The following is a 24311-nucleotide window of genomic DNA, read 5'->3' as shown; positions in this document are numbered from 1 at the left end:
TCTTGCCGACCCTCCCCGCACACCGGGAGCCCCACCGAAGGGACACACCGCATGAAGGCCACACGACTCGGTGCCGCCGGGCTGGTCGCAGCCCTGCTCGGCACCCTCGTCACCACGACCCCCGCGAACGCCGCGCCCAGCGCGGCCGGCACCGCCACCACCACCGCCACCTGCACCACCGACCCGGCCACGCCGAAACGTCAGTTCCGGGCCATGTGGATCTCATCGGTCGTCAACATCGACTGGCCCAGCAAGGCGTCCCAGACCAGCCCGGACCGGGTCGCCACCCAGCAGGCCGAGTATCGGGAACTGCTCGACCTCGCCGAACGGCTGCACCACAACGCCGTCGTGGTGCAGGTCCGGCCCACCGCCGACGCGCTCTGGCCCTCGCCGTACGAGCCCTGGTCGGAGTACCTGACCGGCGTCCGAGGCCAGGACCCCGGCTGGGACCCGCTGGCCTTCCTCGTCGACGAGTCGCACAAGCGCAACCTGGAGTTCCACGCCTGGTTCAACCCGTACCGCGTCTCCATGCCGGCCCCCGGCGGCGCCGGCGCCGACCCGACCCAGCTGGCCCCCGACCACCCGGCCCGGCAACACCCGGACTGGACCTTCGCCTACCCGCCGGCCGGCGTGGCCGGCAGCCGGCTCTACTACAACCCCGGCATCCCGGAGGTCCGCGAGTTCGTGCAGACCGCGATGATGGACGCGGTCAAGCGGTACGACATCGACGGCGTGCACTTCGACGACTACTTCTACCCCTACCCCAGCGGCACCTGGCAGGTGCCCGACGATGCCACCTTCGCCGCGTACAACCGGGGCTTCACCGACCGGGCCGACTGGCGGCGGGACAACATCAACCTGCTGATCCAGGAGATGAACGGCAAGATCAAGGCGGCGAAGCCGTGGGTGAGGTTCGGCGTCAGCCCGTTCGGCATCTGGCGCAACAAGGCCGCCGACCCGCTCGGCTCGGACACCACCGGCAGCCAGTCGTACGACATCATCTCCGCCGACACCCGCAAGTGGATCAAGCAGGAGTGGATCGACTACGTGGTGCCGCAGCTCTACTGGTACATCGGCCAGTACCCGGCCGCGGACTACGCGCGACTCGTGCCGTGGTGGGCCGAGACGGTGCGCGGCACCCACGTGCAGCTCTACATCGGTCAGGCCGACTACAAGAGCGGCGATCCGGCGTACGGGCCGTACTGGCAGAACCCGCGTGAGCTGTCCGACCACCTGACGCTCAACCGGTCGTACCCGGAGGTGCAGGGCAACGTGCACTTCTCAGCCGTCCAGGTGCGGGCCAACCGGCTCGGCGCCACCGACAGCTACGCCGCCGAGCACTACTCCCGCCCGGCTCTCGTGCCGGCCATGCCGCACCTGCCGGCCAAGCCACTGCTCTTCCCGGTGGTCACCAGGGCGGCCCGGGAGGGCGACGGGGTTCGGCTCACCTGGCGTCAGCCGGCCGACGGCGTCGGGCCACTCGGCACCGCCACCTCGTACGCGATCTACCGGTTCGACGGCACCACGCTGCCCGGCCGGTGCGCTACGGCCGACGCCGCGCACCTGGTCGACACCGTCCGGGCGGTACCCGGCAGGTCGCAGTCCTGGCTGGACACCTCGGCCATACCCGGCCAGCGCTACACCTACCAGCTCACCGCCCTGGACCGATCCGCCAACGAGAGCCCCACCAGCCCGCCCGCCTTCGTCCTGCGCTGACCCGCTCCCACCCCCCACCCCCATCCCGCCCCACCCCCACCCCGCAAGATCCGCGCACCCCACCCCGCAAGATCCGCGCAACTTCAGAGATGCTGCTGCTTCGGTTCGCCGGCAGGCAGCAAGAACAGAGAAGTTGCGCGGATCTTGGCGGTGCGGCCTGCCCCTCGGGGTCAGGCGCGCTCGGTTCGGGTTGCCGGGTGGCGGTCGGGGTCGGCGGGGCGGCGGGGGGTGGGCTGGGACAGTCCGGTGCTGAAACGGGTCGAATCCGCGGCCAGGTCCGGATGCTCCACGTCCAGTGCCAGCGCCGCGGCCTCGTCCAACCCCAACTCGGCGCCCTCGCCGTACGCGTCGTCGAACGCCGCGTCGCCCAACTGCGCGCGCAGTTCGGCCTGCTGTTCGGCCCAGTAGCCGCCGTAGATGCCCGGGGTCGCGCGCATGCTCGCCCGGGTGGCCTGCGCCGCTCCGAACAGGCGAGCCGCGGTCAACCGGTCCCCGCCGATCGCGCAGCGCACCGCGACCGCGTTCAACGTGTCACACGCCCGACCGTGGTAGCCATGGCCCATCCGCGAACGCAGCGCCACCAGCAGGTGCTCATGAGCGGCGATCACGTCGCCCCGGGCCAGCGCGACCATCCCGAGCAGCATGTCCACCGACCGCCGGCCGCGCTCCACCGGACGGGCCGCCTCCACCGGACGGACCGCTCCCAGCAGGTCCGCTGCCTCCTCCAGGGCGCCTCGCCGCCAGAGCAGCTCAGCCAGGCTGAACACCGCCAGCAGCGCTTCGCCGACCACGTCCTGCCCGTGCGCCCAGTCGATGACCTCCCGGCACACCCGCTCGGCCTCGACGAACTGCCCCATGTCCACAAGCGGCGCGGCCCTCCCGGCGAGCACTCGGGCCAGCAGCCCGGCATCACCGGCCTGCCGGGCCGCGGCCTCCGCCCGCTGGGAGTAGCGCAGCTCCTCGGCGAACTCACCGTCCGCGCCGGCGTGCAGCGAATGCATGTGATAGACCGCCGCCAGCTCCGCCTCCGGGATCCGCTCACCCGTCTCGGCGATCCGCCCGTACAACCGAAACAGCCACAGCCGCCCCTCCCGGGCCAGGCCCCGCTCAAGCCACCACTGGTCCAGGCCGCCAGCGAGACCGAGACCGGCACGGGCGCTGCCGCCGGTGGCGCACCACCGCAACGCGGCGCGTACCTCCCCGGCCAACGGGTCGAGGGCATACAGCGACAGCGTCACCGGACGGCCGTCCTGACCCAGGTGTGCCCGGTCCACCGCATGCGCCGACCAGGCCACATGCCGGTTTCGGGCGGTCTGCTCCTCACCCGCCTCGGCCAGCCGCCGTGCCGCGTACGCCCGGATCGGGTCGAGCATCCGGTAGGTGCTGCCGCTGGCTCGCGGCTCGGCCAACACCATCGATTTGTCCACAAGTACCGAGAGTGGATCCAGCGGGTCGTCACCCAGCAGCCACTCCACCGTCTCCAGATCCACCGGCCCGGCGAAGACCGACAGCCAGCGCAGCAGGCGGGCAGCCCGAGGCCCCAACGTCCGGTACGACCAGGTGACGGTGGCCTGCATCGTCAGGTGCCGTTCCGTGGCCGTCCGCTGTACCGCCCTGCTCGCCGCGGTGGGCGGCGACGCCCCGGACGCCGCGGCGACCAGGTCCACGGTGTCCTGCTGGTTGCCGGACCAACCGCGCTCCACCGGCGGCGGGTCCGGGTCCTCCCGACCGGCGTCCAAGGTGCCGAGCACATCGTCCAGGCGCTCCGCGAGCTGGCCCACGGAGAGCACCCGCAGCCGGGCGGCGGCCAGCTCGATGGCGAGCGGCAACCCGTCCAGCCGCTGCACCACCCTGCGGAGATCGGCCGACTCGGCCTGGTCCGGCCGCCGGCCGCCACGCGCCGCCGCCGTACGGTCCAGCAGGAGCGCCACCGCGTCGCTCTCCGCACCGTCCGCCAGCGGGTCGACCGAGAGCGGCGGGATCCGCCACACCACCTCACCCGGCAGGCTGAACGACTCACGGCTGGTCGCCAGCACCCGCACGCCACCCCCGCCGGACAACAACCGCGCGATCACCTCCGCACAGGCGGCCGGCTGGGTGTCACAGGTGTCCAGGACGACAAGCATGCGACGGCCGGCGGCGTACTCGACCAGGGTGTCCAGCATCGGCCGGCCCGGCTCGGGTCGCAGGCCGAGCACCGCGGCGATCGCGAACGCCACCAACCCCGGGTCGGTCACCGCGGCGATGTCGACGAACCACACCCCGTCCGGGTACGCCTCGACCATCCCGCTGGCCAACTCCACAGCGAGCCGGGTCTTGCCCGCCCCGCCCGCGCCCAGCACCGTGATCAGGCGGTGCTGCTTCACCAGCAGGCCCAACTCGACGCGCTCGGCCTGCCGGCCGACGAACGACGTCACCTGGGTCGGCAGATTGTGCGCCACCGCGTCGGCGGTGCGGGGGCGCGGGAACTGCCGCTCCAGGCCCGGGGCGACCAGTTGGAAGAGTCGTTCCCGGTCGTCGAAGCCGCGCAGCCGATGCAGGCCAAGGTCGAGCAGGGTCGCACCGGGTGGCAACGGCTCGGCCCGACGGGCGGTGGACGCCGAACAGAGCACCTGCCCGCCGTGCGCCGCGGCGGCCACCCGGGCGGCCCGGTGCACCTCGGGGCTGGCGTAGTCGCCGTCGCGCGGCTCGGCGTAGCCGGTGTGCAGGCCCATCCGCACCCGGGGTGCGGCTTCGGCAGTCGGCCAGTCGTGGTTGGACAGCGCCCGCTGGGCGGTCAGGCAGGCGGTCAGCGCCGCCGCCGCGTCCTCGAAGGCCAGGAAGAACGAGTCGCCCTCGGTCAGCAGCTCCGCGCCACCCGTGCTGGCCAACGTCCGACGCAGCAGCCGCCGGTGCTCGGCGAGCACCGGGCGGTAGTCCGGGCCGAGCAGCTGGGCCAGCCGGGTCGAGCCCTCGATATCGGTGAACACGAAGGTCACCCAACCGCTCGGGAGCTGGATCCGTGGCGACATGCGTGGAACCTCCGCCCGTGACGTCGGGTTCATGCTGCCTGAGTCCGAGCGGTAACGCATCGTGAGAACGGTCGGGCAGATGCCGCCTCAAAGTGCCACTCGGACCCGTTCACGGCAAGGCCAGCCCACCAGGTGGCGGTGAATTGGTCCGATCAGCAGCCGCAGGCGCCTCCGCAGCACCCACCACCGGCGGACGCCGGGGCGCCACCGACGGCCCCACCCCGGCCGGTGACCGCGACCGCGGAGAGCAGCTTGACAGTGTCGGCGTGTCCCTGTGGGCAGGCGGCCGGGTCGGCGGCCGCCGCCATCGGACGGTTGACCTCGAAAGTGTCGCCGCAGGCGCGGCAGCGGAACTCGTACCGGGGCATGCGCCCAGGGTACGTGGATCTGACGTCCGGCGGAGGATGGGTGATACTCGACGGGTGGTGGACGGCGAGGACGACACGCGTGTGCAACCGTTACGACCGGCCGCGCCGCTGGACGGGCCACTTGAAGGCTCGGGGGCCGCGCCCGACCCGGTACGCGCGGTGCCCCGCCCCCGCCGGCCCTGGCTGAGCGGCCGGACCAGGAGTGCGCCGGCCACACCTGCCGCCGCCTCCAGCCCGAGCGACCCCACCACATCCAGCCCGGCCGACGCCGCCAAATCTGGCCCGGCCGACGTTGCCGGGTCCGGCCCGGCCGGCGCCGCCAAATCCGGCCCGGCCGACGTTGCCGGGTCCGGCCCGGCCGACGCCGGCAGGTCCGGACCGGACGCGGGCGCGACCGGTGCTGGCACGAAGGACCCGGCCAAGCCCGATCCGGTCGCCGACGACAGCTCCGGCACGCAGGTAGAGCCCCCCAAAACCGACGGCCCGAAGGCCGAAGACCCGAAATTCGGAGGCTCGGAGACCGGAGACCCGGAGACCGGAGGCGCGAAGGCGACCGGCAGCGCCACTGATCCGGACGCGCCGAAGGCTGCCACCGGGCCGAACGCCGACGCGCCGAACGCCGACGCGAAGAGCGGCGTGCCCGCCGAGGACGCGAAGACCGTCACCGTGGTCGCCGCGGATCCGGCGAAGACCAGTGTGGACGAATTGTCCGTCGTGCCGGCGTCCGGCCCCGCCCGGCGACGGCGGGTGCCGTTCGCGCACGCGGTACGGATGCCACCGCGCCAGGCAGCAGCCTCGGCCGCCCGTGCGACCCGAGCCTGGGCTCGCCGACCGAGTGGTCGGCTCACCCTGCCCGGCCTCTTCCTGCTGGCGCTGGTGGCCGTGACCGCAGCGGCGGGCGCCCTGCTCGTGCCGGCCACGATCCGCGCACCCCGCCCGGTCGCGGCCGACGCCTCCGGCACGCCCACCGTGCCGCCAGGAGCGCCACCCCGCCTGCCCACCGGCCCACTGCCCACCGGGCTGGTCCCCACCGGCCCGCTGCCCAGCGGCGGACTGCCGGGCGGTGGACTGCCGAGCGGCGGACTGCCCAGCGGCGGACTGCCCAGCGGCGGCCTGCCCAGCGGCCCCGGCATCGGTCCGGGGGTCGGAGGGCGACCGTCGGACGCCCTGGCTGGCTGGGCCCAGCAGGTCGGCGCCAAGGTTAATGTTCCGGCCGTCGCCATGCAGGCGTACGGCTATGCCGAGCTGATGCTCGCCCAGACCAACCGCAGCTGCGCGCTGAGCTGGACCACGCTGGCAGCGATCGGGCAGGTCGAATCGGGGCACGGCTCGGCCAACGGCGCGCGGTTGGGGCAGGACGGCAAGGCGCTACCGAAGATCATCGGGTTGCCGTTGGACGGCAACGGCGGCCGGATGCGGATCATCGACACCGACCGTGGGGTTCTCGACGGGGATATGACCCTCGACCGGGCGATCGGGCCGATGCAGTTCATCCCGACCACCTGGCAGGAGATCGGCGCGGACGCCGACAATGACGGGCTGAAGGACCCGCACGACCTGGACGACGCCGCCCTGGCAGCGGGAAATTACCTCTGCAAGGGTGGTCGCAACCTGAGCATCCCGGGCGACTGGTGGAACGCGATCCTGTCCTACAACGATGTACGGCGGTACGCCCAGGGCGTCTACGACACCGCCGACCGGTACGGACGGGCCAGTCGCCCGTGAAGTGATCGTCTCGATACGTTGGAGGTCTGGACACTTCCCCCGAGCCTCTGTTAGCGGCAAGCTAGACGGGTGATGGTGCGCGAGTGGGACCCGAGGACTGCGTCGTCCGCCGAGATCGCGTCGCTGCTGGTCACGCTGAACGCGGTGCTGGCGGCCGATCTGCCGCAGGATCCGCCGTGGCGGGAGACCTCACTGCGCGAATACCTCGCCGAGGTGATGCCCGGCGAACGGCGGATCTCCTGGATCGCCCAGGCTGAGCCGGCCGGGCCCGGTGATCCGGGCGCGGTGCTCGGCCAGGTTCACGTGCTGCTCCTCGGTGACATCGGCGTACTTGAGGTGCTGGTGCACCCGTCCGTGCGGCGCGGCGGCCTCGGTCGTGATCTGGTCCTGCGTGCCGCCCGCCGGGTCTACCAGGAGGGCTTCCGTTCGATCGGGGTCGAGGTCGTCGGCGACACGCCCTCGGTCGGGTTCTACGAGTCGCTCGGCTTCACCCGGGAGTACGTGGAGACGCGCAGCGTGCTCGACCTGACCTCGGTCGACTGGGCCGAGCTGACGCAGATGGCCACCGGCATCGCGGCGGGCTACCACCTGGAGTTCTACCCCGGCGGGCCACCCGACGACCTGATCGAGGCGTACGCGCGGGCGAAGGCCGAGGTGCGCGACGTCGACGACGGTGAGCTACGCCCCAGCTCCTACGAGCCGGAGCGGCTGCGCGACAGCCTCGACACCCTGCACCGGCGGGGCATGAAACCGTACATCGTGCTCGCCCGGCACGAGCAGAGCGGCGAGGTGGCCGGCCTGACCGAGGTGGTGGTGCCCGCGCAGCACCCGACCCGCGCCGACCAGTACGACACGATCGTCGCGCAGGACCACCGGGGCTACGGCATCGACCGGGCCATCAAGGCCCGGATGCTGCTGGAGCTGCGCTCCGCCGAGCCGGAGCTGATCGAGGTGCAGACCTGGAACGCGCAGGCCAACGAGGCGATGCTGAAGGTCAACGCGGAGCTGGGCTACCGGCCCGACCGCGACTGGTGCGAATACAGCGTCGACGTCGCTGAGCTGGTGCACCGACTCGATCCGCCACGCTGAGGGAATTCACGTAACTGTCCACTAGGGGATGGACGGTGGACCATCGCGCACCTTAACGTGCGTTGACCCCATCCACCCATCGTGGAGGCCCTATGCGCCCGCGCCGCTCAATCGCCGCGCTCGCGACCGCCACCGTCGCCGTGACCATCACGGCGCTCGGCGTCGCACCCACCGCGGCCAGCGCCGCGCCCACCGACCTGTTCATCTCCGAGTACGTCGAAGGTTCGTCGAACAACAAGGCGATCGAGCTGTTCAACGGCACCGACGCCCCTGTCGACCTCGCCGCCGGCGGCTACCGGCTCCAGCTCTACTTCAACGGCTCGACCACGGCCACCACGATCGCGTTGACCGGGAGCGTGTCCGCCGGTGACGTGTTCGTGTTCGCCAGCGCCTCGGCCGGGTCCGCCATCCTCGCCCAGGCAGACCAGACCACCGGGGCCAGCCTGTTCAACGGTGACGACGCGGTCGTGCTGCTCCGGGGCACCACCGTGCTCGACTCGATCGGGCAGGTGGGCGTCGACCCGGGCACCGAGTGGGGTGCGGGCGTCACCAGCACCGCGGACAACACCCTGCGCCGGCTGTCGACAGTGACCAGCGGCGACACCGACCCGACGGACGCGTTCGAGCCCGCGGCCCAGTGGGCCGGCTTCCCGGTGGACACCTTCGACGGCCTCGGCACGCACACCGTGGACGGCGGCGGCCCGGTCGACGTACCGGCCACGCTGACCTGCGGCGGCCCGCTGGTCACCAGCGCGGGCACGGCGGCGAGCCGGGAGGTCACCGCCACCGACCCCGATGACACGATCGTCGACCTGGCGGTGACCTCGGTCAGCCCGACCCCGTCCACCGGCTCGATCACCCGCACCGCGTTCACTCCCGCCGAGGGCACCGGCGGCACCGCCCGTGCCACGATCGGCGCGAGCGCCGACCTCGCCGCCGGGGCGTACACCGTCACCCTCACCGCGACCGACGCGGACGCCGGCACGGCCACCTGCGCGCTGGCCGTGCAGGTGACCCGGGAGCTGACCGTCGGCGAGGTGCAGGGCCCGACCACCGACACCGAGTCCGGCCCCGCCGACCGGTCGCCGCTCGCACCGGCGAGCGGCAACGGCACCAGCAGCACCCTGTACGACGTGCGCGGCGTCATCACCCAGTTGACCCTGGCCCGCACGTCGGCCGGCGCGGAGCAGCACGGCTTCTTCCTGCAGAGCCGTACCGGCGACACCGACGGCGACCCGACCAGTTCCGACGGCGTCTTCGTGTTCATGGGCGCGTTCACCTCGCTGGTCGGCGGCTACGTCCCGACGGTCGGCGACGAGGTCGTGCTCCGCGCCCGGGTGTCGGAGTACTACACCTTCACCCAGCTCTCCGGCGCGTCGCTGGTCCGCCGGATCGCCACCGGCCTGAACGTGGACACGACGGTCGCGGTGACCGACGCGGTGCCGCCGGTCGAGCTGACCGCCGCGCTGCGCTTCTGGGAGCGGCACGAGGGCGCCCGGATGCGGGTACGCGCGGGCAGCGGCGCGGTGAGCGGACGGGACGTCTTCTCCTCCACCGCCGACGCCGAGCTGTGGGTGGTCGACCGGGACGACCCGCTGCTGGACCGCGCCGACCCGTACGCCCGGCGGGTCTTCCGGGACTCGCACCCACTGGACAACGACCCGACCCGCCGCTTCGACGACGGCAACGGTCAGCGGACGCTGCTCGGCAGCATGGGCGTGAAGGCCACCGCCGGGGACAGCGCCGCGCTGCTCCCGCCGGCGCACACCTTCGACACGCTGGGCGCGGACGCGGTGGGCGGGGTCTACTACTCGTTCGAGAAGTACGGCGTCCAGGTCGAGCAGGCGGAGTTCGCTGCCGGGGCCGACCCGTCGAAGAACAACCCGCCGAAGCCGGCCGACCGGTCGCAGGAGGTGGCCGTCGCCACCTACAACGTGGAGAACCTGTACGACTACCGCGACGACCCGTTCGACGGCTGTGACTTCACCGGTAACGCCGGTTGCCCGGGTGTCGACCCGCCGTTCGACTACGTGCCGAGCAGCGAGGCGGACTACCAGCAGCAGTTGGGCGCACTCGCCGACCAGATCGTCAAGGATCTGCACGCACCGGACCTGATCCTGGTGCAGGAAGCCGAGGACCAGGACATCTGCACGGTCTCCGGTGCTGCGCTGAGCTGCGGCGACACCAACAACGCGGACGGCGCTCCGGACAGCATCCAGGAGTTGGCGCTCAGGGTGGCCGCGGCCGGTGGGCCGGCGTACACCGCTGCCTATGACCGGACCGGCGCGGACGCCCGCGGGATCACCGCCGCCTTCCTGTTCCGCACCGACCGGTTGTCGCTGACGGCCGCGACGGCCGACGACCCGCTGCTGGGCTCGACACCGTCGGTCCAGTACCGTGCTGCCGGCCTGCCGACGAACGCGGACGTGCAGAACCCGAAGGCCCTCAACGCGGTGCTGCCTCCCGATGTGGACACCTCGACCGGTCGGGACGGGACCAACGTCTTCACCCGCGCTCCCCAACTGGGCAGGTTCAGCGTGGCCGCGTCGCCCGGTTCGACCGAGCGGTTCACCCTGTACGCGCTCAGCAACCACTACTCCTCCGGTCCCGACAGTCGGGTCGGGCAGCGGCGGGAGCAGGCACGCTACGGCGCGGCGATCGTCACCGCGATCGAGGCGGCCGACCAGAGCGCCCGGGTGGTCTACGGCGGGGACCTGAACGTCTTCCCCCGCCCGGACGATCCCATCGCCACCGGCGAGCAGCCCACGCCATCGGACCAGCTCGCGCCGCTGTACGAGGCGGGCCTGCACAACCTGTGGGACAACCTGGTCGCGGAGGTGCCGGCGTCGGCGTACTCGTACAGCTTCGAGGGGCAGGCGCAGACACTCGACCACCTGTTCGTCAACGACGCGCTCTACGGCGATCTGGTGCAGGTGCGGGCGGCGCACATCAACGCCGACTGGCCGGCGGAGTTCACCGGCGACGGGTCGCGGGGTTCCAGCGACCACGACCCGCAGGTGGCCCGGTTCCGGTCCCGTGCGTCGCTGACCGTTGCCGACACGGCGGTGGCCGAGGGCAACCAGGGCACCCGGCAGCTCACCTTCACCGCGACCGTGTCCCGGCCGCTGTCCCAGCCGGTGCTGCTCTGCGCCACCACCGTCGGCCTCACGGCGCAGGCTGGCTCGGACTTCGACCCGTACGCCGGTTGCAAGGTGTTGGCCGCCGGGCAGACGTCGGTGGCGTTCCCGGTGAAGGTACGCGGTGACCGTAGGCGGGAAGCGGACGAGAAGCTGACGCTGCTGGTGGCCGGCGTGCCCAACCTGCGGCTGGCTGACCCGCTCGCGATCGGCACGATCACCAACGACGACTGACGTCGCGTGTTCCGGCGAGGCCCGTCGATCCGTACCGGATCGGCGGGCCTCGTTCGTGCCGAGCTCAAACCAGCCCGCGCGGGGGCCAGGGCGGTCGGGGCAGGTGCCGGTGTTGGGCCACCCGCACCTCCCACTGGCTGCGACGGCGCATCGCGTCTCGAACTGACCTGTCGCGATGGAACGTCTCGGGCGGGCGGGCCAGCCCGTAGATGTCGCCCCACCACTCGCCCAGCTCGGGGTCGAGAATGGTGTCCAGGTGCGACGGGTAGCGGCGCTCCGCGCCGTTAAGAGTGTCCTGCCAGTCGCGCATCGGTTTCAGCACCCGGCCGAACTCGTCCACCACGGCCAGCCGGCAGCCCACCACCGCGATGATGCGCCGGAGCAGGACGATGCTCGGCACCATGCGACCGGCCTCGATCCTGCCGATGGTGGCATGGTGCACGCCCGCCCACCGCGCCAGCTCACGCTGGCTCAGGTCAGCACGGCGCCGGACCGCACGGACGATACCGGCGGCCGGCCAGGGCGTGTCGAAGGGTTCGGTGACCAGGACCGGCTCGGCTGAGGAATCGCTCATGCCGTCACGGTCCCGTCCGGTGAAGCTGGCCGCAATCCCGAACGCCGCACCTGTGGATAACGAGCTGAGCTGTGGACAACCCCCACTGCGACCGGTCACTGTCCGTGCTTTCACCGCCGAGGCACCCGCCACTACGCGGCGTCACGGGTCTCACGCTGCCGCGTCGAGCCGGCAACATCAGCCCAAGCCCGGCACCGGCCCAACCAGGGGAACTCCGAACCCGACCGGCAGACAGCCCACCCCCGGCCCGCCACTTTGCTTTGCAGTTCGATATGCGCCAGTAGCGGAGGGTAGGCGTCGCCGTCGTGGGTGCAGAGCAAAGGGCGAGAGGGGAGGTGGTTGCCGGTCAGCGGATGGTCACGCTACGCAATCCGGCCTGGCCGACGGTTCGCTGGCCGGTCCGCCGGCAGGTTGGCGCTCGGCCGACGCACGGCCGACGCACGGCCGACGCTTCCGGTGAGACCTAGCGCCCCGTCGGCGAGTCAGGGCATCGACGCGGGCAGGACGTGCACGAGCTGGCGCAGTCGCGCACGCTGGGGAGACGACGGGTGAGGGCTGAGAGTCAGTAGCGCTCGCGCAGCAGCCCGGCGGCCTCGACGGCCCAGTAGGTGAGGATGATCTGCGCGCCGGCCCGCTTGATCGAGGTGATCGTCTCCATCATCACCCGCTCCCGGTCGATCCAGCCGTTCGCGGCGGCGGCCTCGACCATCGCGTACTCGCCGGAGACCTGGTAGGCGGCGACCGGGACGTTCACCGCGGCCCGCACCGCCGACACCACGTCGAGGTACGGCAGCGCCGGCTTGACCATCACCAGGTCGGCGCCCTCGGCGACGTCGAGCGCCACCTCGCGCAGCGACTCGCGCAGGTTGGCCGGGTCCTGCTGGTAGGCGCGTCGGTCGCCCTCCAGCGCCGACTCCACCGCCTCGCGGAACGGGCCGAAGAAGGCGGAGGCGTACTTCACGGCGTATGCCAGCACGGCCACGTCCTGGTAACCGGCGGCGTCGAGAGCCTTACGTACCACGCCGACCTGGCCGTCCATCATCCCGGACGGCCCGACCATGCCGACCCCGGCGGCGGCCTGGGCCACCGCCATCTCGGCGTACGCGGCCAGGGTGGCGTCGTTGTCGACCTCACCGTCGGGGGTGAGCAGCCCGCAGTGCCCGTGCGAGGTGAACTCGTCCAGGCACAGGTCGCTCATCACCACCGTGGCGTCGCCCACCTCGGCCACCACGTCGCGGATGGCGACGTTCAGGATGCCGTTCGGGTCGATGCCGCCGGAGCCGGTCGGGTCCCGCCGTTGCGGCACGCCGAAGAGCATGATCCCGCCGACGCCGGCCTGGACCGCCTCGGCCGCCGCCTTGCGCAGCGAGTCCCGGGAGTGCTGGAGCACCCCCGGGAGCGACCCGATGGCGCGGGGCTCGGTCAGCCCCTCCTTGACGAACATCGGCACGACCAGCTCGGCCGGGTCGACCCGGGTCTCGGACACCAGCCGGCGGATCGCCGGGGTGCGGCGCAGCCGGCGGGGCCGGATCTCGGGGTACGACATGGCAGGCCCTCCTCGAACGACTACCGGAAGCGCAGGGCGGTGGGGCCCTGCACCTTCGAGCCACGGCGCTGCTTGGCCGGCATGGCGGCCAGCTTCTCGCGCAACTCGACGGCGTAGGCGGCGAGCGCCTCCACCAGATCGGGCACCGAGGCGTGCGGCGGCTGGACGTCGACCCGCAGGCCGAACTCCGTCGCGGTCTCCGCCGTCTTGGGCCCGATGACGGCAACAACGGTACGCGCGTGCGGCTTTCCGGCGATGCCGACCAGGTTCCGTACGGTGGAGGACGAGGTGAAGAGCACCGCGTCGAACCCGCCCGACTTGATCGCGTCCCGGATCTCGGCGGGCGGCGGCGCGGCCCGCACCGTCCGGTACGCGGTCACGTCGTCGACCTCCCAGCCGCGCTCGGTGAGCCCGGCGGCGAGCGTCTCGGTGGCGATGTCGGCGCGCGGCAGCAGCACCCGGCCCACCGGGTCGAGGATCTCATCGTGCGGGGAGAACTCGGCCAGCAGACCTTCGGAGGACTGCTCCCCGGCGGGGATCAGCTCCGGCTGGATGCCGAACGCGCGCACGGCGTCCGCCGTCGCCTCACCGATGCAGGCGATCTTGACGCCGCCGAAGTGCCGGGCGTCCAGGCCGTGCTCGGCGAACTTCTCCCACACCGCGCGGACCGCGTTCACCGACGTGAAGATCACCCAGGCGTACCGGCCGTCGACCAGGCCCTTGACCGCCCGCTCCATCTGCGCAGGAGTACGCGGCGGCTCGACGGCGATGGTCGGCACCTCGCACGGGATCGCCCCGTACGCGCGCAGCCGCGCGCTCATCGCGCCGGCCTGCTCCTTCGTCCGGGGTACGAGCACCTTCCAGCCGTACAGCGGGCGGTTCTCCCACCAACTCAGCTTGTCGCGCTGACCCACTCCGACACCGACGGTGAGCACCACCCGACCGGTGAAGCCGAGCGCGGCAGCGACGAAGCTGTCCACCGTCGACGTGGTCGTGTACTGGGTCTCGCCGGTGCCGTCGCCGGTCACCCCGACGCCGGTGGTGCCGTCGACCCCGGCGGAGAGCAGCCCGTCCCGGACGGCGGCCAGGTCACCGGCGTCCACGGCCAGCGCGAGTGAACCCCGCCCGACGGCTGCGGCCAGCGCCTCGAAGTCCAGTGCGGTGACGTCCTCGACGTCGGCGGCGGTACGCACGCCCGGCAGCGGAACACCCGCGTAGGTGGCCACACCCTCGGCCTGGCCGACACCGGGCACGACCTCGAAGTGGGCGGCGGTGCGGGCCACCGCCTGCACCTCCTTCACCACCGAGTCGTGGCCGAACGGGTCGCCGGCGACCAGGTGCACCGCGTTCAGCCCGGATCGGGCCGCGGAGATCAGCACCTTCGCCACGTCCCCCGGCGCGCCTTCGGCGGGGGTGAACTCGGCATCGTCCCTGGCATCGGCGCGAACGACGGCGAGCAACGACTCCGGGACTCCCCGGTCGTAGATCACCTGGTCGGCGTCGACCAGGGCGTCGTGGGCCCGACGGGTCAGCAGCCCTGGGTCACCGGGGCCAGCCCCGACGAACGCGATACGGCCGACGGGCTTACGGGTGCGGGTCATTCTGTGCTCCCAAATTGCTGGGTCCCCGGGCCGGTGTGTCCTTCGTGGCCGAGGATCGAGTCGGCGCCGAGGTCGAGGAGTTCGGCGGCGAGTGCCTTACCAATCTCCGCCGCGTCGGCGGGCGTTCCGGTGCGGGACAGCCGGAGGTCACGAGTGCCGTCCGGGCTGATCACCGCCCCGCGCAGGTAGATCTCATCGCCGGTATCGCCCTCGGCGAGTTCCGCATAGGCGGCGACGGGTGCGCTGCACCCGGCCTCCAGGGTTGCCAGAAACGCGCGTTCCGCGGTGACCGCGGCACGCGACGGTGCGTGGTCGAGCACCGCGAGCAGCTCGACCAGGTCCTGGTCGTCGACCCGGCACTCCACGGCCAGCGCGCCCTGGGCGGGCGCGGGCAGCATCAGCATCGGATCCAGCGTCTCGGTGATGACGTCGGCCCGACCGAGCCGGGCCAGCCCGGCCCGAGCCACGACGACGGCGTCGAGGTCGGCCTCGGGGCCGAGCACCCGGGCCAGGCGGGTGTCCACGTTTCCGCGGATCGGGGTGACCTCCAGTTGCAGGCCGAGCGCGTGCAACTGGGCGATCCGGCGCAGCGCGCCGGTGCCCACGGTCGCCCCGGGCGGCAGCTCGGCGAGCGTCCGGCCGCCCTGGGCGACAAGCGCGTCGCGCGGGTCCTGTCGGGCCGGCACCGCCGCGATGTGCAGCCCGCCGGCGGCAGCCGTGGGCAGATCCTTGTAGGAGTGCACAGCGAAGTCGATCGTCCTGGCGGTCAGCGCGTCGCGCAGCGCGGAGACGAACACCCCGACGCCGAGCCGGTGCACCGGCGCGTTGGAGCGGTCGCCGGCGGTGACCACCTCGACCAGCTCGACCGGGCGGCCGGTGGCGGCGGTCAGCGCCTCGGCGATCTGGCTGGACTGGGCCATCGCCAGGGCGCTGCCCCGGGTGCCGAGGCGCAGGGGGGCGGTCATCGCGCACCTCCGGAGGGTGGGGTGGGCTCGGCGGCGTTGGCTCCGGGCACCGGGTCGATGCCGGGCAGTGCCATGCCGAGGTCGGGGATCAGCACGTCCGGGACGGTGTCCACCGGAGAGGTCTGCGGCACCTCGAGGTCGAACAGCTCGCGCAGCAGGGCCGCGTACTGGTCGCCGCCCGGCTCCGCGGCCAACTGGCGGACCTTGACGGTGGGCTGGTGCAGCAGCCGCTGCACGACCCGGTGCACGGTGCGGGCCACCTCGGCGCGCAGGTCGTCGCCGAGGTCGGGGCGACGCTGGGCGAGCCGGCGCAGCTCGGCGGTGACCACGTCGTCGGCCCGGCCGCGCAGCGCGGCCACGGTGGGCGCCACGTCGGCGCCGCGCAGCCAGGTGAGGAAGCTCTCCACCTCGCCCAGCACGATCCGTTCGACGGCGGCGGCGTCCGCGGCGGCCGGACCGTCGGCGAGCAACGCCGCCATCCGGTCGATGTCGATCACCTCGACGCCGCTCAGTTCGGCGACACCATCCTCGACGTCGCGCGGGACGGCCAGGTCGAGCAGGACCAGCGGGCCCCGGACCGGGTCCCGTTCGGCCAGCGCCGCGCCGACCACCGTCCGGGTGAGGACCGGTTCGGTGGACGCGGTGGCGGCCACTACGATGTCCACTGTGGAGAGGGTGTCGGCCAGCCCGGCCATCGGCGCGGCACTCGCCCCGTACGACTCGGCGAGCCGGACGGCCCGGTCGGCGCCCCGGTTGCTGACGGTGAGCGGACCGGCGCCCAGCCGGGACAGCGTGGCCACCCCGAGTGAGCCCATCGCGCCGGCGCCGACCACCAGGGCCGGGTGGCCGGCGAGGTCACCGTCGAGGTGCCCGGCGGCCAGCTCCAGCGCGGCGGTGACGACGCTCTGTCCGGCGCGGTCGATGCCGGTCTCGGCGTGGGCCCGCTTGCCGACCCGCAGTGCCTGCTGCATCAGCTCGTGCAGCAGGCGGCCGGCCGAGTCGGCGCCGGTGGCCCAGTGGTACGCGTCACGCAGCTGGCCGAGGATCTGCGCCTCGCCGACCACCATCGAGTCCAGACCGGTGGCCACCCGGAACACGTGGTCCACGGCAGCGGTGTCGTAGTGCACGTACAGGTGGCTGGCGAGCGCCGCCGGCGAGCTGCCGGCCTGCTCGGCCAGGACGGCGCACACGTCACCGAGCCCGCCGTGGAAACCGGACACGGCGGCGTAGACCTCCACCCGGTTGCAGGTGGAGACGATCACCGCCTCGGCCACGTAGGGCTGGGCGACCAGGCGGTCCAGGGTGCGGGTGAGGTCGGCGGGAGGCACGGCCAGTTGTTCCAGCGTGGCGACCGGGGCGGTCCGATAGGACGCGCCGACGACGAGCAGTTTCACGTGCCTATCGCCTCCTGGGTGTCGGTGGCCGCGAACCCGCCCGGCAGGGCCGTGAGAGCGGACCCGCCGGTGGCGGGCAGCGCGGTCAGCGACGCCTTGCGGTGCTCGTGGAAGGACAGAATCTGCAGCTCGATGGCGAGATCGACCTTGCGCACGTCGACCCCCTCCGGCACCGAGAGTACGCACGGCGCGAAGTTGAGGATGCTCGTCACGCCGACGGCGACCAGCTGGTCGGCGACCTGCTGGGCGGCGGCGGCCGGGGTGGCGATCACGCCGATCGCGAGGGATTCCTCCACGGCGACCGTCGCCAGCTCGTCGATATGCCGGACTACCAGGCCGTTGATCTCTTCGCCGACCCGGGAGGGATCGGCGTCGAGCAGTGCGGCGATCCGGAAGCCCCGGCCGGCGAAGCCGTCGTAGCCGGCCAGAGCGTGACCGAGATTACCCACGCCGACCAGGGCGACCGCCCGGCGTTGGGTGAGCCCGAGCACATTCTCGATCTGCTCGATCAGCAGCGCGACGTCGTAGCCGACTCCCCGGGTGCCGTACGAGCCGAGGTGGGAGAGGTCCTTGCGAAGCTTGGCGGAGTTGACGCCAGCGGCGGCCGAGAGCTCCTCGCTGGAGACCGTCTCGTGCCCGGTGTCGGCGAGGTTGTGCAGCGCGCGCAGGTATTCCGGAAGCCGAGCGACTGTGGCCTCGGGCAGATCCGGGAGCGCTGGTACGGCACCGGCGCGGCCGGGCGCGCCTGGGTGACGGTGCTGACTCATGAGACTCCGTGCGGTGCGATCCTCGGCCAACTCCGCTGGTCGGCCGCTTATGGACTCCCGCTGGCGACCGAGGTTGCCGGCTGTGCTAGCAGGGCGCGTCGGAGTCACAGAGTAGGCGCTTGTGAAGACGTGCACAAATCGCGATCTTGTCGCTGCGCGCCGCGACTCCACAAGCACCTCCATTCCGCAAGATCGATTTAGCGACTTTCGCCCGCGCCGCCCGGCCGATTATTGCGCAATCCCGACTTCTCTGACCAATCCCGCGCCGAGCCTCACAGGGGCCGTCCCGCAGGTGGTAGGGGCAGCACTACGGGGGAGAGGCAGGGCTTCGGGATGGGGACCGGAAGCCGGAATGCCTAGCCTTTTCCCATGACCGCCGTTGCCGCCACCAGCGACCAACCGACGCTGGCACCGAGCATTCCCCGCCAACTCTTCGTCGACTCCGGCTACGTGCTGCTCGGTCTGCCCCTGGCGGTGGCCAGTTTCGTCGTCCTCATCGTCGGCACCGCGGTCGGCATCGGCCTGGTGGTGACGGTGATCGGCCTGCCGATCCTCAGCGGCACCCTGTACGCCGCCCGGGGGCTGGCCGACATCGAACGGCTGCGGCTGCCCGCGGTGCTCCGGCAGCCCCGGATCCGGCCGCACTACCGGCTGCCCGAGGCGGGCGCGAACGCGTGGCGGCGGATCTTCGTGCCGATGCGGGACGCCCAGTCCTGGCTCGACCTGGCGCACGGCATTCTGCGGCTGATCGCGGCGGCCGGCACCTTCGTGGTCGCCGTGGTCTGGTGGGCCGGGGCGATCGCCGGGTCGCTGTACTGGGCCTACGACTGGGCCCTGCCCCGAGCCGACGGCGAGGGTGACAAGGACCTGGCTGAACTGCTCGGCCTGGGCGACTCGACCACCGCCCGAATCGGCCTGAACACCGCGATCGGGGTGTTCTTCCTGATCACCCTGCCGATCGTGGTCCGGGGGTGCGCGCTGCTGCAGGCCAGCTTCGCCAAGGCCATGCTGACCGGGGTGGCCGAGATGCGCGACCGGATCACCGTGCTGGAGGAGCAGAAACGGGCCGCCGTGTCCGCCGAGGCGTCCGCGCTGCGCCGGCTGGAACGCGACATCCACGACGGCCCCCAGCAGCGCCTGGTCCGCCTGGCCATGGACCTCAGCCGGGCCCGGATGCAGCTCGCCTCCGACCCGGAGGCCGCGGGCCGGACCATCGACGAGGCGGTCACCCAGACCCGGGACACGCTGGCCGAGCTGCGGGCGCTGTCCCGGGGCATCGCCCCGCCGATCCTTGTCGACCGGGGCCTGCCCAGCGCCCTGGCCGCGATCGCCGGGCGCGGGCTGATCCCGATCGAGCTTCAGGTGGATCCGCAGCTCGGCACCCCCGGCGGGCGGCTCGACCCGGCGGTGGAGAACACCGCGTACTTCGTGGTGTCCGAGGCGTTGACAAACGTCGCCAAGCACGCCCGGGCCACCGAGGCCGTGGTGGCCGTCGCCCGGCAGGGCACCCACCTGCAGGTACGGGTGGGCGACGACGGGCAGGGTGGCGCGCACCTGGCCAAGGGGCACGGGCTGGCCGGTATCGCCGACCGGGTCCGGGCCGCCGGCGGTGAACTGGTGGTGGTCAGCCCGATCGGCGGCCCCACCGAGATCCGCGCTGAGCTTCCGCTGTGATCAGTCCCGCGTCACACCCGCACGACGGGCCGGACGTGGTAGACAACACAGCCATGCGCATCGTGATCGCCGACGACGCCGTCCTGCTCCGGGAGGGGCTGGTCCGGCTGCTGACCGAGAGTGGGCACCAGGTGGTGGCCGCCGTCGGGGACGGCGACGCGCTCGTCAAGGCGGTGGTGGAGCACCAGCCGGACGTGTCGATCGTCGACGTCCGGATGCCGCCGTCGCACACCGACGAGGGACTCCGGGCGGCGGTGGAGGCACGCCGGTTGGTGCCGCGTACCCCGATCCTGGTGCTCTCCCAGTACGTCGAGGTCTCGTACGCCGATGATCTGCTCGCCACCACCGGCGGTGCCGGCGGCGGCATCGGCTACCTGCTCAAGGACCGGGTCGCCGCGATCGACGAGTTCCTGGACGCGCTGCGCAGGGTGGCGGCCGGCGGCACGGTGCTCGACCCGGAGGTGGTCGGCCAGCTCTTCGCCCGACGCCGCCGGGACGACCCGCTGCGCGAGCTGACCCCCCGCGAGCGCGAGGTGCTCGCCCTGATGGCCGAGGGACGCTCGAACACCGCCATCGCCCGCGCCCTGGTGGTCAGCGACGGCGCTGTGGAGAAGCACGTGCGCAACATCTTCACCAAGCTCACCCTGCCGCCGGACACCGAGCAGCACCGGCGGGTGCTGGCTGTCCTCACCTACCTGCGGAACTGACCTCCCGCGCCAGGCTGACCGCGTCGATGAGGGTGTCGGCCACCGGGTGACCGGAGGCGCGCAGCCGGACCGGGTCGGTGAACCCGCCGGTGTAGAGCACCGCACGACCGCCCACCGCGAGCGCGGCGTCCGCGTCGTCGAGGGAGTCCCCGATCAGCACCACCGAGGTGCCGTCCACGCCCAGCTCGGCCAGGTGCAGTTTGAGCGACTCGGCCTTGCGGTCGCCGCCGACAGTGGCCCGCAGCCCGTCGACCCGGGTGAAGTGGCCGGTCAACCCGTACGTGCGCACGGTCGGCACCAGCTCCTCGTGGAACCACATGGAGAGCAGGCTCTGGCTGCCCGGCCAGGCGGCCATCGCGGTGCGCGCGTCGGCGGCCAGCTCGCAGGTGGTCAGGCCGGTGCGGTACGCCTCGTGGAAGATCCGGTCCAGCCGGCCGAACTCGTCGTCGTCGACGGCCTGCCCGAGCACCTCGGCGTAGTACTCGGCGATCGGCCGACGGAACCGCACCCGGTGCTCGTCCAGGGTGACCGTCGGGCCGCCAAGGCTCGTGAACACGACGTTGGTGGCGGACACCACCAGACTGAGGTCGTTGAGCAGGGTGCCGTTCCAGTCCCAGACGAGGTGGGGGTGTGCAGGGGTCATCGGTGCACCATAGGCACCGCTCAGAGCTGTGGTGTGGTCAGGTCCCGCAGCAGCCGGTCCTCCTCGACCCGCCAGTAGCCGTGCTCCTTGCCGTCGAGCAGCACCACCGGCAGCCGGTCTCCGTACTCCCGCTCCAGCCCCTCGTCGTCGGTGACGTCCCACTCGACCCACTTGTCGCCGGTGACCGCCACCACCCGGTCGAGTGCCACCTTGGCGTCGTCGCACAGGTGGCAGCCGGGTCGGGTGATCAGGGCGAGCCGGGCGTCACTGGACATCGGTTACCTCCGTAGGGGTTTCGGCGCTCGCCGGCAGGTCGATCGGCGTCGTCACCGGTCGCGCCGGCGCCGCCACCACGTACGCCGCACAGTCTCGCCGGTTCGCGGGCGCGGCACACCCGGTACCGCCGACTCGGCCTGCGCGGTGATCAAGTCTGGCACGGCGGCCCGCGACCGGCCACGACCGACGGTACGAACCCCGGCTCGGGCGGCGGGGCCGGGCAGTCCCGCCGACGGGACTGTCCGGTGTGCCATGGGCGATCCGATCAAGTCCCGCCCATGGGATGGGTGGCACCGTCCGCAGACGTTTCGGCCACGCCGGCACGGCCACCCGAGGCGAAGGCGTCAACCGAACGGGCGACCTGCCCCGACCAGGGCATCCACCGAAGAACACCGGGTCGACGGAAAGTCAATCGCACACGACGGACAACCGGTCCGCCGCTGGTGCGACGGAGCGGGAAATACTTCCGCCTTGTGTAACGGACTTGCCACGCGCGGGTGACGTTGGCCCTATCATCACTCGGGTCGGCTCACCCCATTTGCCGTGAGTCGACACCCCTCAGCCCGAGGAGGCCCCCGTGCCTGTTAGCGCATTGGACCAGCACCTCCAGGGGATTTGCCGCCCATCGGCAACCCCCGCGACCGTCCTGCCCGGTCGGTCCGCCCCGACGACGCACAGACCGGCCCGTCCGGCAACCGACGGGACGGGGGCAACCCGGTGACCACCTTCGGTTACGCGGAACGCCCGGTCGGCCTGACCGGCCAGCCGGCACGCTCGCACGTCAACGAGAGACCGACGGCCCGTGCCCCGCTGGACGAACCGCACGGCGTGCGGGGCGACGGCGCGGCCCAACGCACCCGCAGCCGGCCACACCACAACGAGCCGCCCCCGCGACCCGTGGTGCCCGGCGGGAACGCGCGGCCCACCGGCGGCCGGGTCGCCGTTCCGGCCCGACCGACCATGCCAGCGCAGGGTCGACGGGTCAGCGACACACCGACTGTGACAGCCGATCCGGCGGCGGGTGAGACGGCGGTGATCCCGGCGGTGCCGGCCACCACCGCCACGACCCCGACCGGCTTCCCGAGCCGCCCGGACCCGTCCGACCCGGCCACCGAGGTCTGGACGCTGATCGAGCGCGCCCAGGCCGGCGAGTCCGAGGCGTTCGGTCTGATCTACGACCGGTATGTGGACACCGTGTTCCGGTTCATCTACTTCCGGGTCGGCAACCGCCAACTCGCCGAGGATCTCACCTCGGACACCTTCCTGCGCGCGCTCAAGCGGATCGGCAGCTTCACCTGGCAGGGCCGCGACCTCGGCGCCTGGCTGGTGACGATCGCCCGCAACCTGGTCGCGGACCACTTCAAGTCCGGCCGGTACCGGCTGGAGGTCACCACCGGTGACGTGCTCGACGCCGACCGGGAGGACCGGGGCCCGGAGGGCAGCCCGGAGGCGGCGGTGGTCGAACACATCACCAACGTCGCGCTGCTCACCGCCGTGAAGCAGCTCAACCCGGAGCAGCAGGAGTGCATAGTGCTCCGTTTCCTCCAGGGCTTCTCGGTGGCTGAGACGGCCCGTGCGATGGGCAAGAACGAGGGTGCCATCAAAGCCCTCCAGTACCGGGCCGTTCGTGCCCTGGCCCGACTGCTCCCGGACGGCTTCCAGCCGTAGTTTGTGACGGCGGGACCGATAGGCGTCGATCGACGTCCGTGCAGCTCAGGGTCGGTCCCGCCCGGTGACGACGATCACTTTCTGTAATTTCCGCCCCGCCAGGCCCGTAACCCGTGCCCGGTCCGCCGCGTTTCTCCGGGTGCGACCGGTGGTTGTCCCGGCAGGCCGGGTCACCGAGGTCCGACCGGCATGCCGGCGGCGCCTCACCTCCGTGGTGTCACACTGCCGCCCGGTCCCCGGCAACGACGGCGGCCGACCGGCCGTGACCAGCGAGAGGAGGTGCCTGCGGTGGACGACATCCTCTTCTCCCGCCGGCGCGCCGAGCGCTTCGCGCAGCTTCTCGACGAGGCCAACGGCGCTCGGCGACACCACGTACGAGCCCGGGTGGACGGTCAACTCGCACCCCTCGTCGCGGTGGGCCAACGGATCAGCACCGATCCCCCGGCTGTCAAGGTGGACCAGGACTTCCGTACCGGCCTGCGGGCGATGCTGCTCGCCACCGCCGAACGGGAAGGGCTGGGCACCACACCGGCGGCCAGCGAACCGGCCGCCACGCGTCCGGCCACGACCGCCCGAGGGCGGCTCCTGCCGGCGGTCACCGCCCGGCGGGCCCGAGCCCGGGGCGCGATCCTGATCGGCATCGCTGCCGGCGCCATCGCCGTCTCCGGCATCTCCGCGGCCAGCGAGAACGCGGTGCCCGGAGACGCGCTCTACGGGATGAAGCGCTCGACCGAACGGGCTCAACTCGCCCTGGCCAGCTCCGACATCAGCCGCGGTCAACTCTTCCTGGACTTCGCCCGGACCAGACTCGGCGAGGCCGCCGAGCTGCGCGGCGACCGGATCGGCTACAGCGCCGTCCTCGACGACATGGACGCCGACACCCGGCAGGGTGTTCGCCTGCTGACCACCGCCGCGGCGCAGCGGGCAGAGCCGGGCAGCCTGGACACGCTCAACACGTTCGTCACCGGTCAACGCCGGGCGGTGAGCGGTCTGCTCGACGGGAGCACCCGCGTCGACCGGGAACGGACCCAGCGGTCATTGCGCCTACTGGACAGCATCCGGGAGCGCTCGGACACGTTGCGGGCGGCGATTGCCTGCGGCCTGCCGGCCCCGACCGCCAGCGACACCCTCGGCCCGCACCCGAGCACCTGCCCCGGGGCTCGCTGACGTCCCGCCCCCTATACCGCACGTCCGACCGGCCGCGCCGCAGTTCGTT

The 24311-nt window shown here is 72.4% G+C and carries 18 protein-coding genes; 8 read left to right on the top strand and 10 right to left on the bottom strand.

Features of this window, described 5'->3' with window-relative positions:
- The first annotated feature begins 51 nt into the window (after positions 1-51).
- A complete protein-coding gene (locus tag ABZU25_RS03185) occupies positions 52-1716 on the top strand; it encodes a family 10 glycosylhydrolase (RefSeq protein WP_355027664.1) in 1665 nt (554 codons plus the stop codon).
- A gap of 170 nt (positions 1717-1886) precedes the next feature.
- Here ABZU25_RS03185 and ABZU25_RS03180 read toward each other — a convergent pair whose 3' ends face one another.
- A complete protein-coding gene (locus ABZU25_RS03180) occupies positions 1887-4727 on the bottom strand; it encodes an adenylate/guanylate cyclase domain-containing protein (protein WP_355027663.1) in 2841 nt (946 codons plus the stop codon).
- A gap of 152 nt (positions 4728-4879) precedes the next feature.
- Complete coding sequence (locus ABZU25_RS03175; RefSeq protein ID WP_355027662.1) at positions 4880-5095, bottom strand: zinc ribbon domain-containing protein; 216 nt, start codon at positions 5093-5095, stop codon at positions 4880-4882.
- Between the two features lie 54 nt (positions 5096-5149).
- Here ABZU25_RS03175 and ABZU25_RS03170 point away from each other — a divergent pair, with 54 nt between their 5' ends.
- From ABZU25_RS03170 to ABZU25_RS03160, 3 genes are all read left to right on the top strand, one after another.
- Entirely contained in the window at positions 5150-6820 is a 1671-nt protein-coding gene (locus ABZU25_RS03170) for a lytic murein transglycosylase (protein WP_355027661.1), read from the top strand.
- Between the two features lie 72 nt (positions 6821-6892).
- The gene (locus ABZU25_RS03165; RefSeq protein WP_355027749.1) at positions 6893-7909 is read left to right on the top strand and encodes a GNAT family N-acetyltransferase; all 1017 of its coding nucleotides are present in this window, start codon (positions 6893-6895) and stop codon (positions 7907-7909) included.
- A 92-nt stretch (positions 7910-8001) separates the two neighbouring features.
- Complete coding sequence (locus ABZU25_RS03160) at positions 8002-11280, top strand: lamin tail domain-containing protein (RefSeq protein ID WP_355027660.1); 3279 nt, start codon at positions 8002-8004, stop codon at positions 11278-11280.
- A 64-nt stretch (positions 11281-11344) separates the two neighbouring features.
- Here ABZU25_RS03160 and ABZU25_RS03155 read toward each other — a convergent pair whose 3' ends face one another.
- The 6 genes from ABZU25_RS03155 to ABZU25_RS03130 all read right to left on the bottom strand — a co-directional run bounded on the left by ABZU25_RS03155 (position 11345) and on the right by ABZU25_RS03130 (position 18127).
- The gene (locus ABZU25_RS03155; protein WP_355027659.1) at positions 11345-11854 is read right to left on the bottom strand and encodes a helix-turn-helix transcriptional regulator; all 510 of its coding nucleotides are present in this window, start codon (positions 11852-11854) and stop codon (positions 11345-11347) included.
- A gap of 562 nt (positions 11855-12416) precedes the next feature.
- Entirely contained in the window at positions 12417-13400 is a 984-nt protein-coding gene (hemB, locus tag ABZU25_RS03150) for a porphobilinogen synthase (RefSeq protein ID WP_355027658.1), read from the bottom strand.
- A gap of 20 nt (positions 13401-13420) precedes the next feature.
- Positions 13421-15001: a uroporphyrinogen-III synthase gene (locus ABZU25_RS03145; protein ID WP_355027657.1), complete on the bottom strand. Its 1581-nt coding sequence runs from the start codon at positions 14999-15001 to the stop codon at positions 13421-13423.
- On the bottom strand, positions 14998-15966 hold the full coding sequence (gene hemC, locus ABZU25_RS03140; RefSeq protein ID WP_355027656.1) for a hydroxymethylbilane synthase: 969 nt from the start codon (positions 15964-15966) through the stop codon (positions 14998-15000). Before hemC ends, ABZU25_RS03145 begins: the two co-directional genes overlap by 4 nt.
- Positions 15963-17360 (bottom strand): glutamyl-tRNA reductase, encoded by a 1398-nt coding sequence (locus ABZU25_RS03135; protein WP_355027655.1) that lies wholly within the window; start codon positions 17358-17360, stop codon positions 15963-15965. Before ABZU25_RS03135 ends, hemC begins: the two co-directional genes overlap by 4 nt.
- Positions 17357-18127, bottom strand: a complete 771-nt coding sequence (locus ABZU25_RS03130) for a redox-sensing transcriptional repressor Rex (protein ID WP_355027654.1) — start codon at positions 18125-18127, stop codon at positions 17357-17359. Before ABZU25_RS03130 ends, ABZU25_RS03135 begins: the two co-directional genes overlap by 4 nt.
- 369 nt (positions 18128-18496) lie before the next feature.
- Between ABZU25_RS03130 and ABZU25_RS03125 the strand changes: the two genes are divergently transcribed.
- A complete protein-coding gene (locus tag ABZU25_RS03125) occupies positions 18497-19801 on the top strand; it encodes a sensor histidine kinase (RefSeq protein ID WP_355027653.1) in 1305 nt (434 codons plus the stop codon).
- A gap of 53 nt (positions 19802-19854) precedes the next feature.
- Positions 19855-20508 (top strand): response regulator transcription factor, encoded by a 654-nt coding sequence (locus ABZU25_RS03120; RefSeq protein WP_355027652.1) that lies wholly within the window; start codon positions 19855-19857, stop codon positions 20506-20508.
- On the opposite strand, the gene ABZU25_RS03115 is transcribed toward ABZU25_RS03120, so the two are convergent.
- Complete coding sequence (locus tag ABZU25_RS03115; protein ID WP_355027651.1) at positions 20489-21151, bottom strand: HAD hydrolase-like protein; 663 nt, start codon at positions 21149-21151, stop codon at positions 20489-20491. The genes ABZU25_RS03120 and ABZU25_RS03115 overlap by 20 nt on opposite strands.
- A 20-nt stretch (positions 21152-21171) precedes the next feature.
- Positions 21172-21426, bottom strand: a complete 255-nt coding sequence (locus tag ABZU25_RS03110) for a glutaredoxin family protein (protein WP_355027650.1) — start codon at positions 21424-21426, stop codon at positions 21172-21174.
- Between the two features lie 718 nt (positions 21427-22144).
- Between ABZU25_RS03110 and ABZU25_RS03105 the strand changes: the two genes are divergently transcribed.
- Positions 22145-23095: an ECF subfamily RNA polymerase sigma factor, BldN family gene (locus ABZU25_RS03105; RefSeq protein ID WP_355027649.1), complete on the top strand. Its 951-nt coding sequence runs from the start codon at positions 22145-22147 to the stop codon at positions 23093-23095.
- A gap of 279 nt (positions 23096-23374) precedes the next feature.
- Positions 23375-24262: a DUF5667 domain-containing protein gene (locus tag ABZU25_RS03100; RefSeq protein WP_355027648.1), complete on the top strand. Its 888-nt coding sequence runs from the start codon at positions 23375-23377 to the stop codon at positions 24260-24262.
- Positions 24263-24311 lie beyond the last annotated feature (49 nt).

This window comes from Micromonospora sp. NPDC005215, assembly GCF_040607915.1.
Lineage (GTDB): Bacteria > Actinomycetota > Actinomycetes > Mycobacteriales > Micromonosporaceae > Micromonospora.
Note: the sequence above shows the minus strand (reverse complement) of the source record. Positions and strands in the feature narration are given on the sequence as shown.

Excerpts from the sequence above, each read along its gene's own strand:
- ABZU25_RS03185 (WP_355027664.1), top strand. The coding sequence starts at position 52 with ATGAAGGCCACACGACTCGGTGCCGCCGGGCTGGTCGCAGCCCTGCTC.
- ABZU25_RS03180 (WP_355027663.1), bottom strand. The coding sequence starts at position 4,727 with ATGTCGCCACGGATCCAGCTCCCGAGCGGTTGGGTGACCTTCGTGTTC.
- ABZU25_RS03175 (WP_355027662.1), bottom strand. The coding sequence starts at position 5,095 with ATGCCCCGGTACGAGTTCCGCTGCCGCGCCTGCGGCGACACTTTCGAG.
- ABZU25_RS03165 (WP_355027749.1), top strand. The coding sequence starts at position 6,893 with ATGGTGCGCGAGTGGGACCCGAGGACTGCGTCGTCCGCCGAGATCGCG.
- ABZU25_RS03160 (WP_355027660.1), top strand. The coding sequence starts at position 8,002 with ATGCGCCCGCGCCGCTCAATCGCCGCGCTCGCGACCGCCACCGTCGCC.
- ABZU25_RS03155 (WP_355027659.1), bottom strand. The coding sequence starts at position 11,854 with ATGAGCGATTCCTCAGCCGAGCCGGTCCTGGTCACCGAACCCTTCGAC.
- hemB (WP_355027658.1), bottom strand. The coding sequence starts at position 13,400 with ATGTCGTACCCCGAGATCCGGCCCCGCCGGCTGCGCCGCACCCCGGCG.
- ABZU25_RS03145 (WP_355027657.1), bottom strand. The coding sequence starts at position 15,001 with ATGACCCGCACCCGTAAGCCCGTCGGCCGTATCGCGTTCGTCGGGGCT.
- hemC (WP_355027656.1), bottom strand. The coding sequence starts at position 15,966 with ATGACCGCCCCCCTGCGCCTCGGCACCCGGGGCAGCGCCCTGGCGATG.
- ABZU25_RS03130 (WP_355027654.1), bottom strand. The coding sequence starts at position 18,127 with ATGAGTCAGCACCGTCACCCAGGCGCGCCCGGCCGCGCCGGTGCCGTA.
- ABZU25_RS03125 (WP_355027653.1), top strand. The coding sequence starts at position 18,497 with ATGACCGCCGTTGCCGCCACCAGCGACCAACCGACGCTGGCACCGAGC.
- ABZU25_RS03120 (WP_355027652.1), top strand. The coding sequence starts at position 19,855 with ATGCGCATCGTGATCGCCGACGACGCCGTCCTGCTCCGGGAGGGGCTG.
- ABZU25_RS03115 (WP_355027651.1), bottom strand. The coding sequence starts at position 21,151 with ATGACCCCTGCACACCCCCACCTCGTCTGGGACTGGAACGGCACCCTG.
- ABZU25_RS03110 (WP_355027650.1), bottom strand. The coding sequence starts at position 21,426 with ATGTCCAGTGACGCCCGGCTCGCCCTGATCACCCGACCCGGCTGCCAC.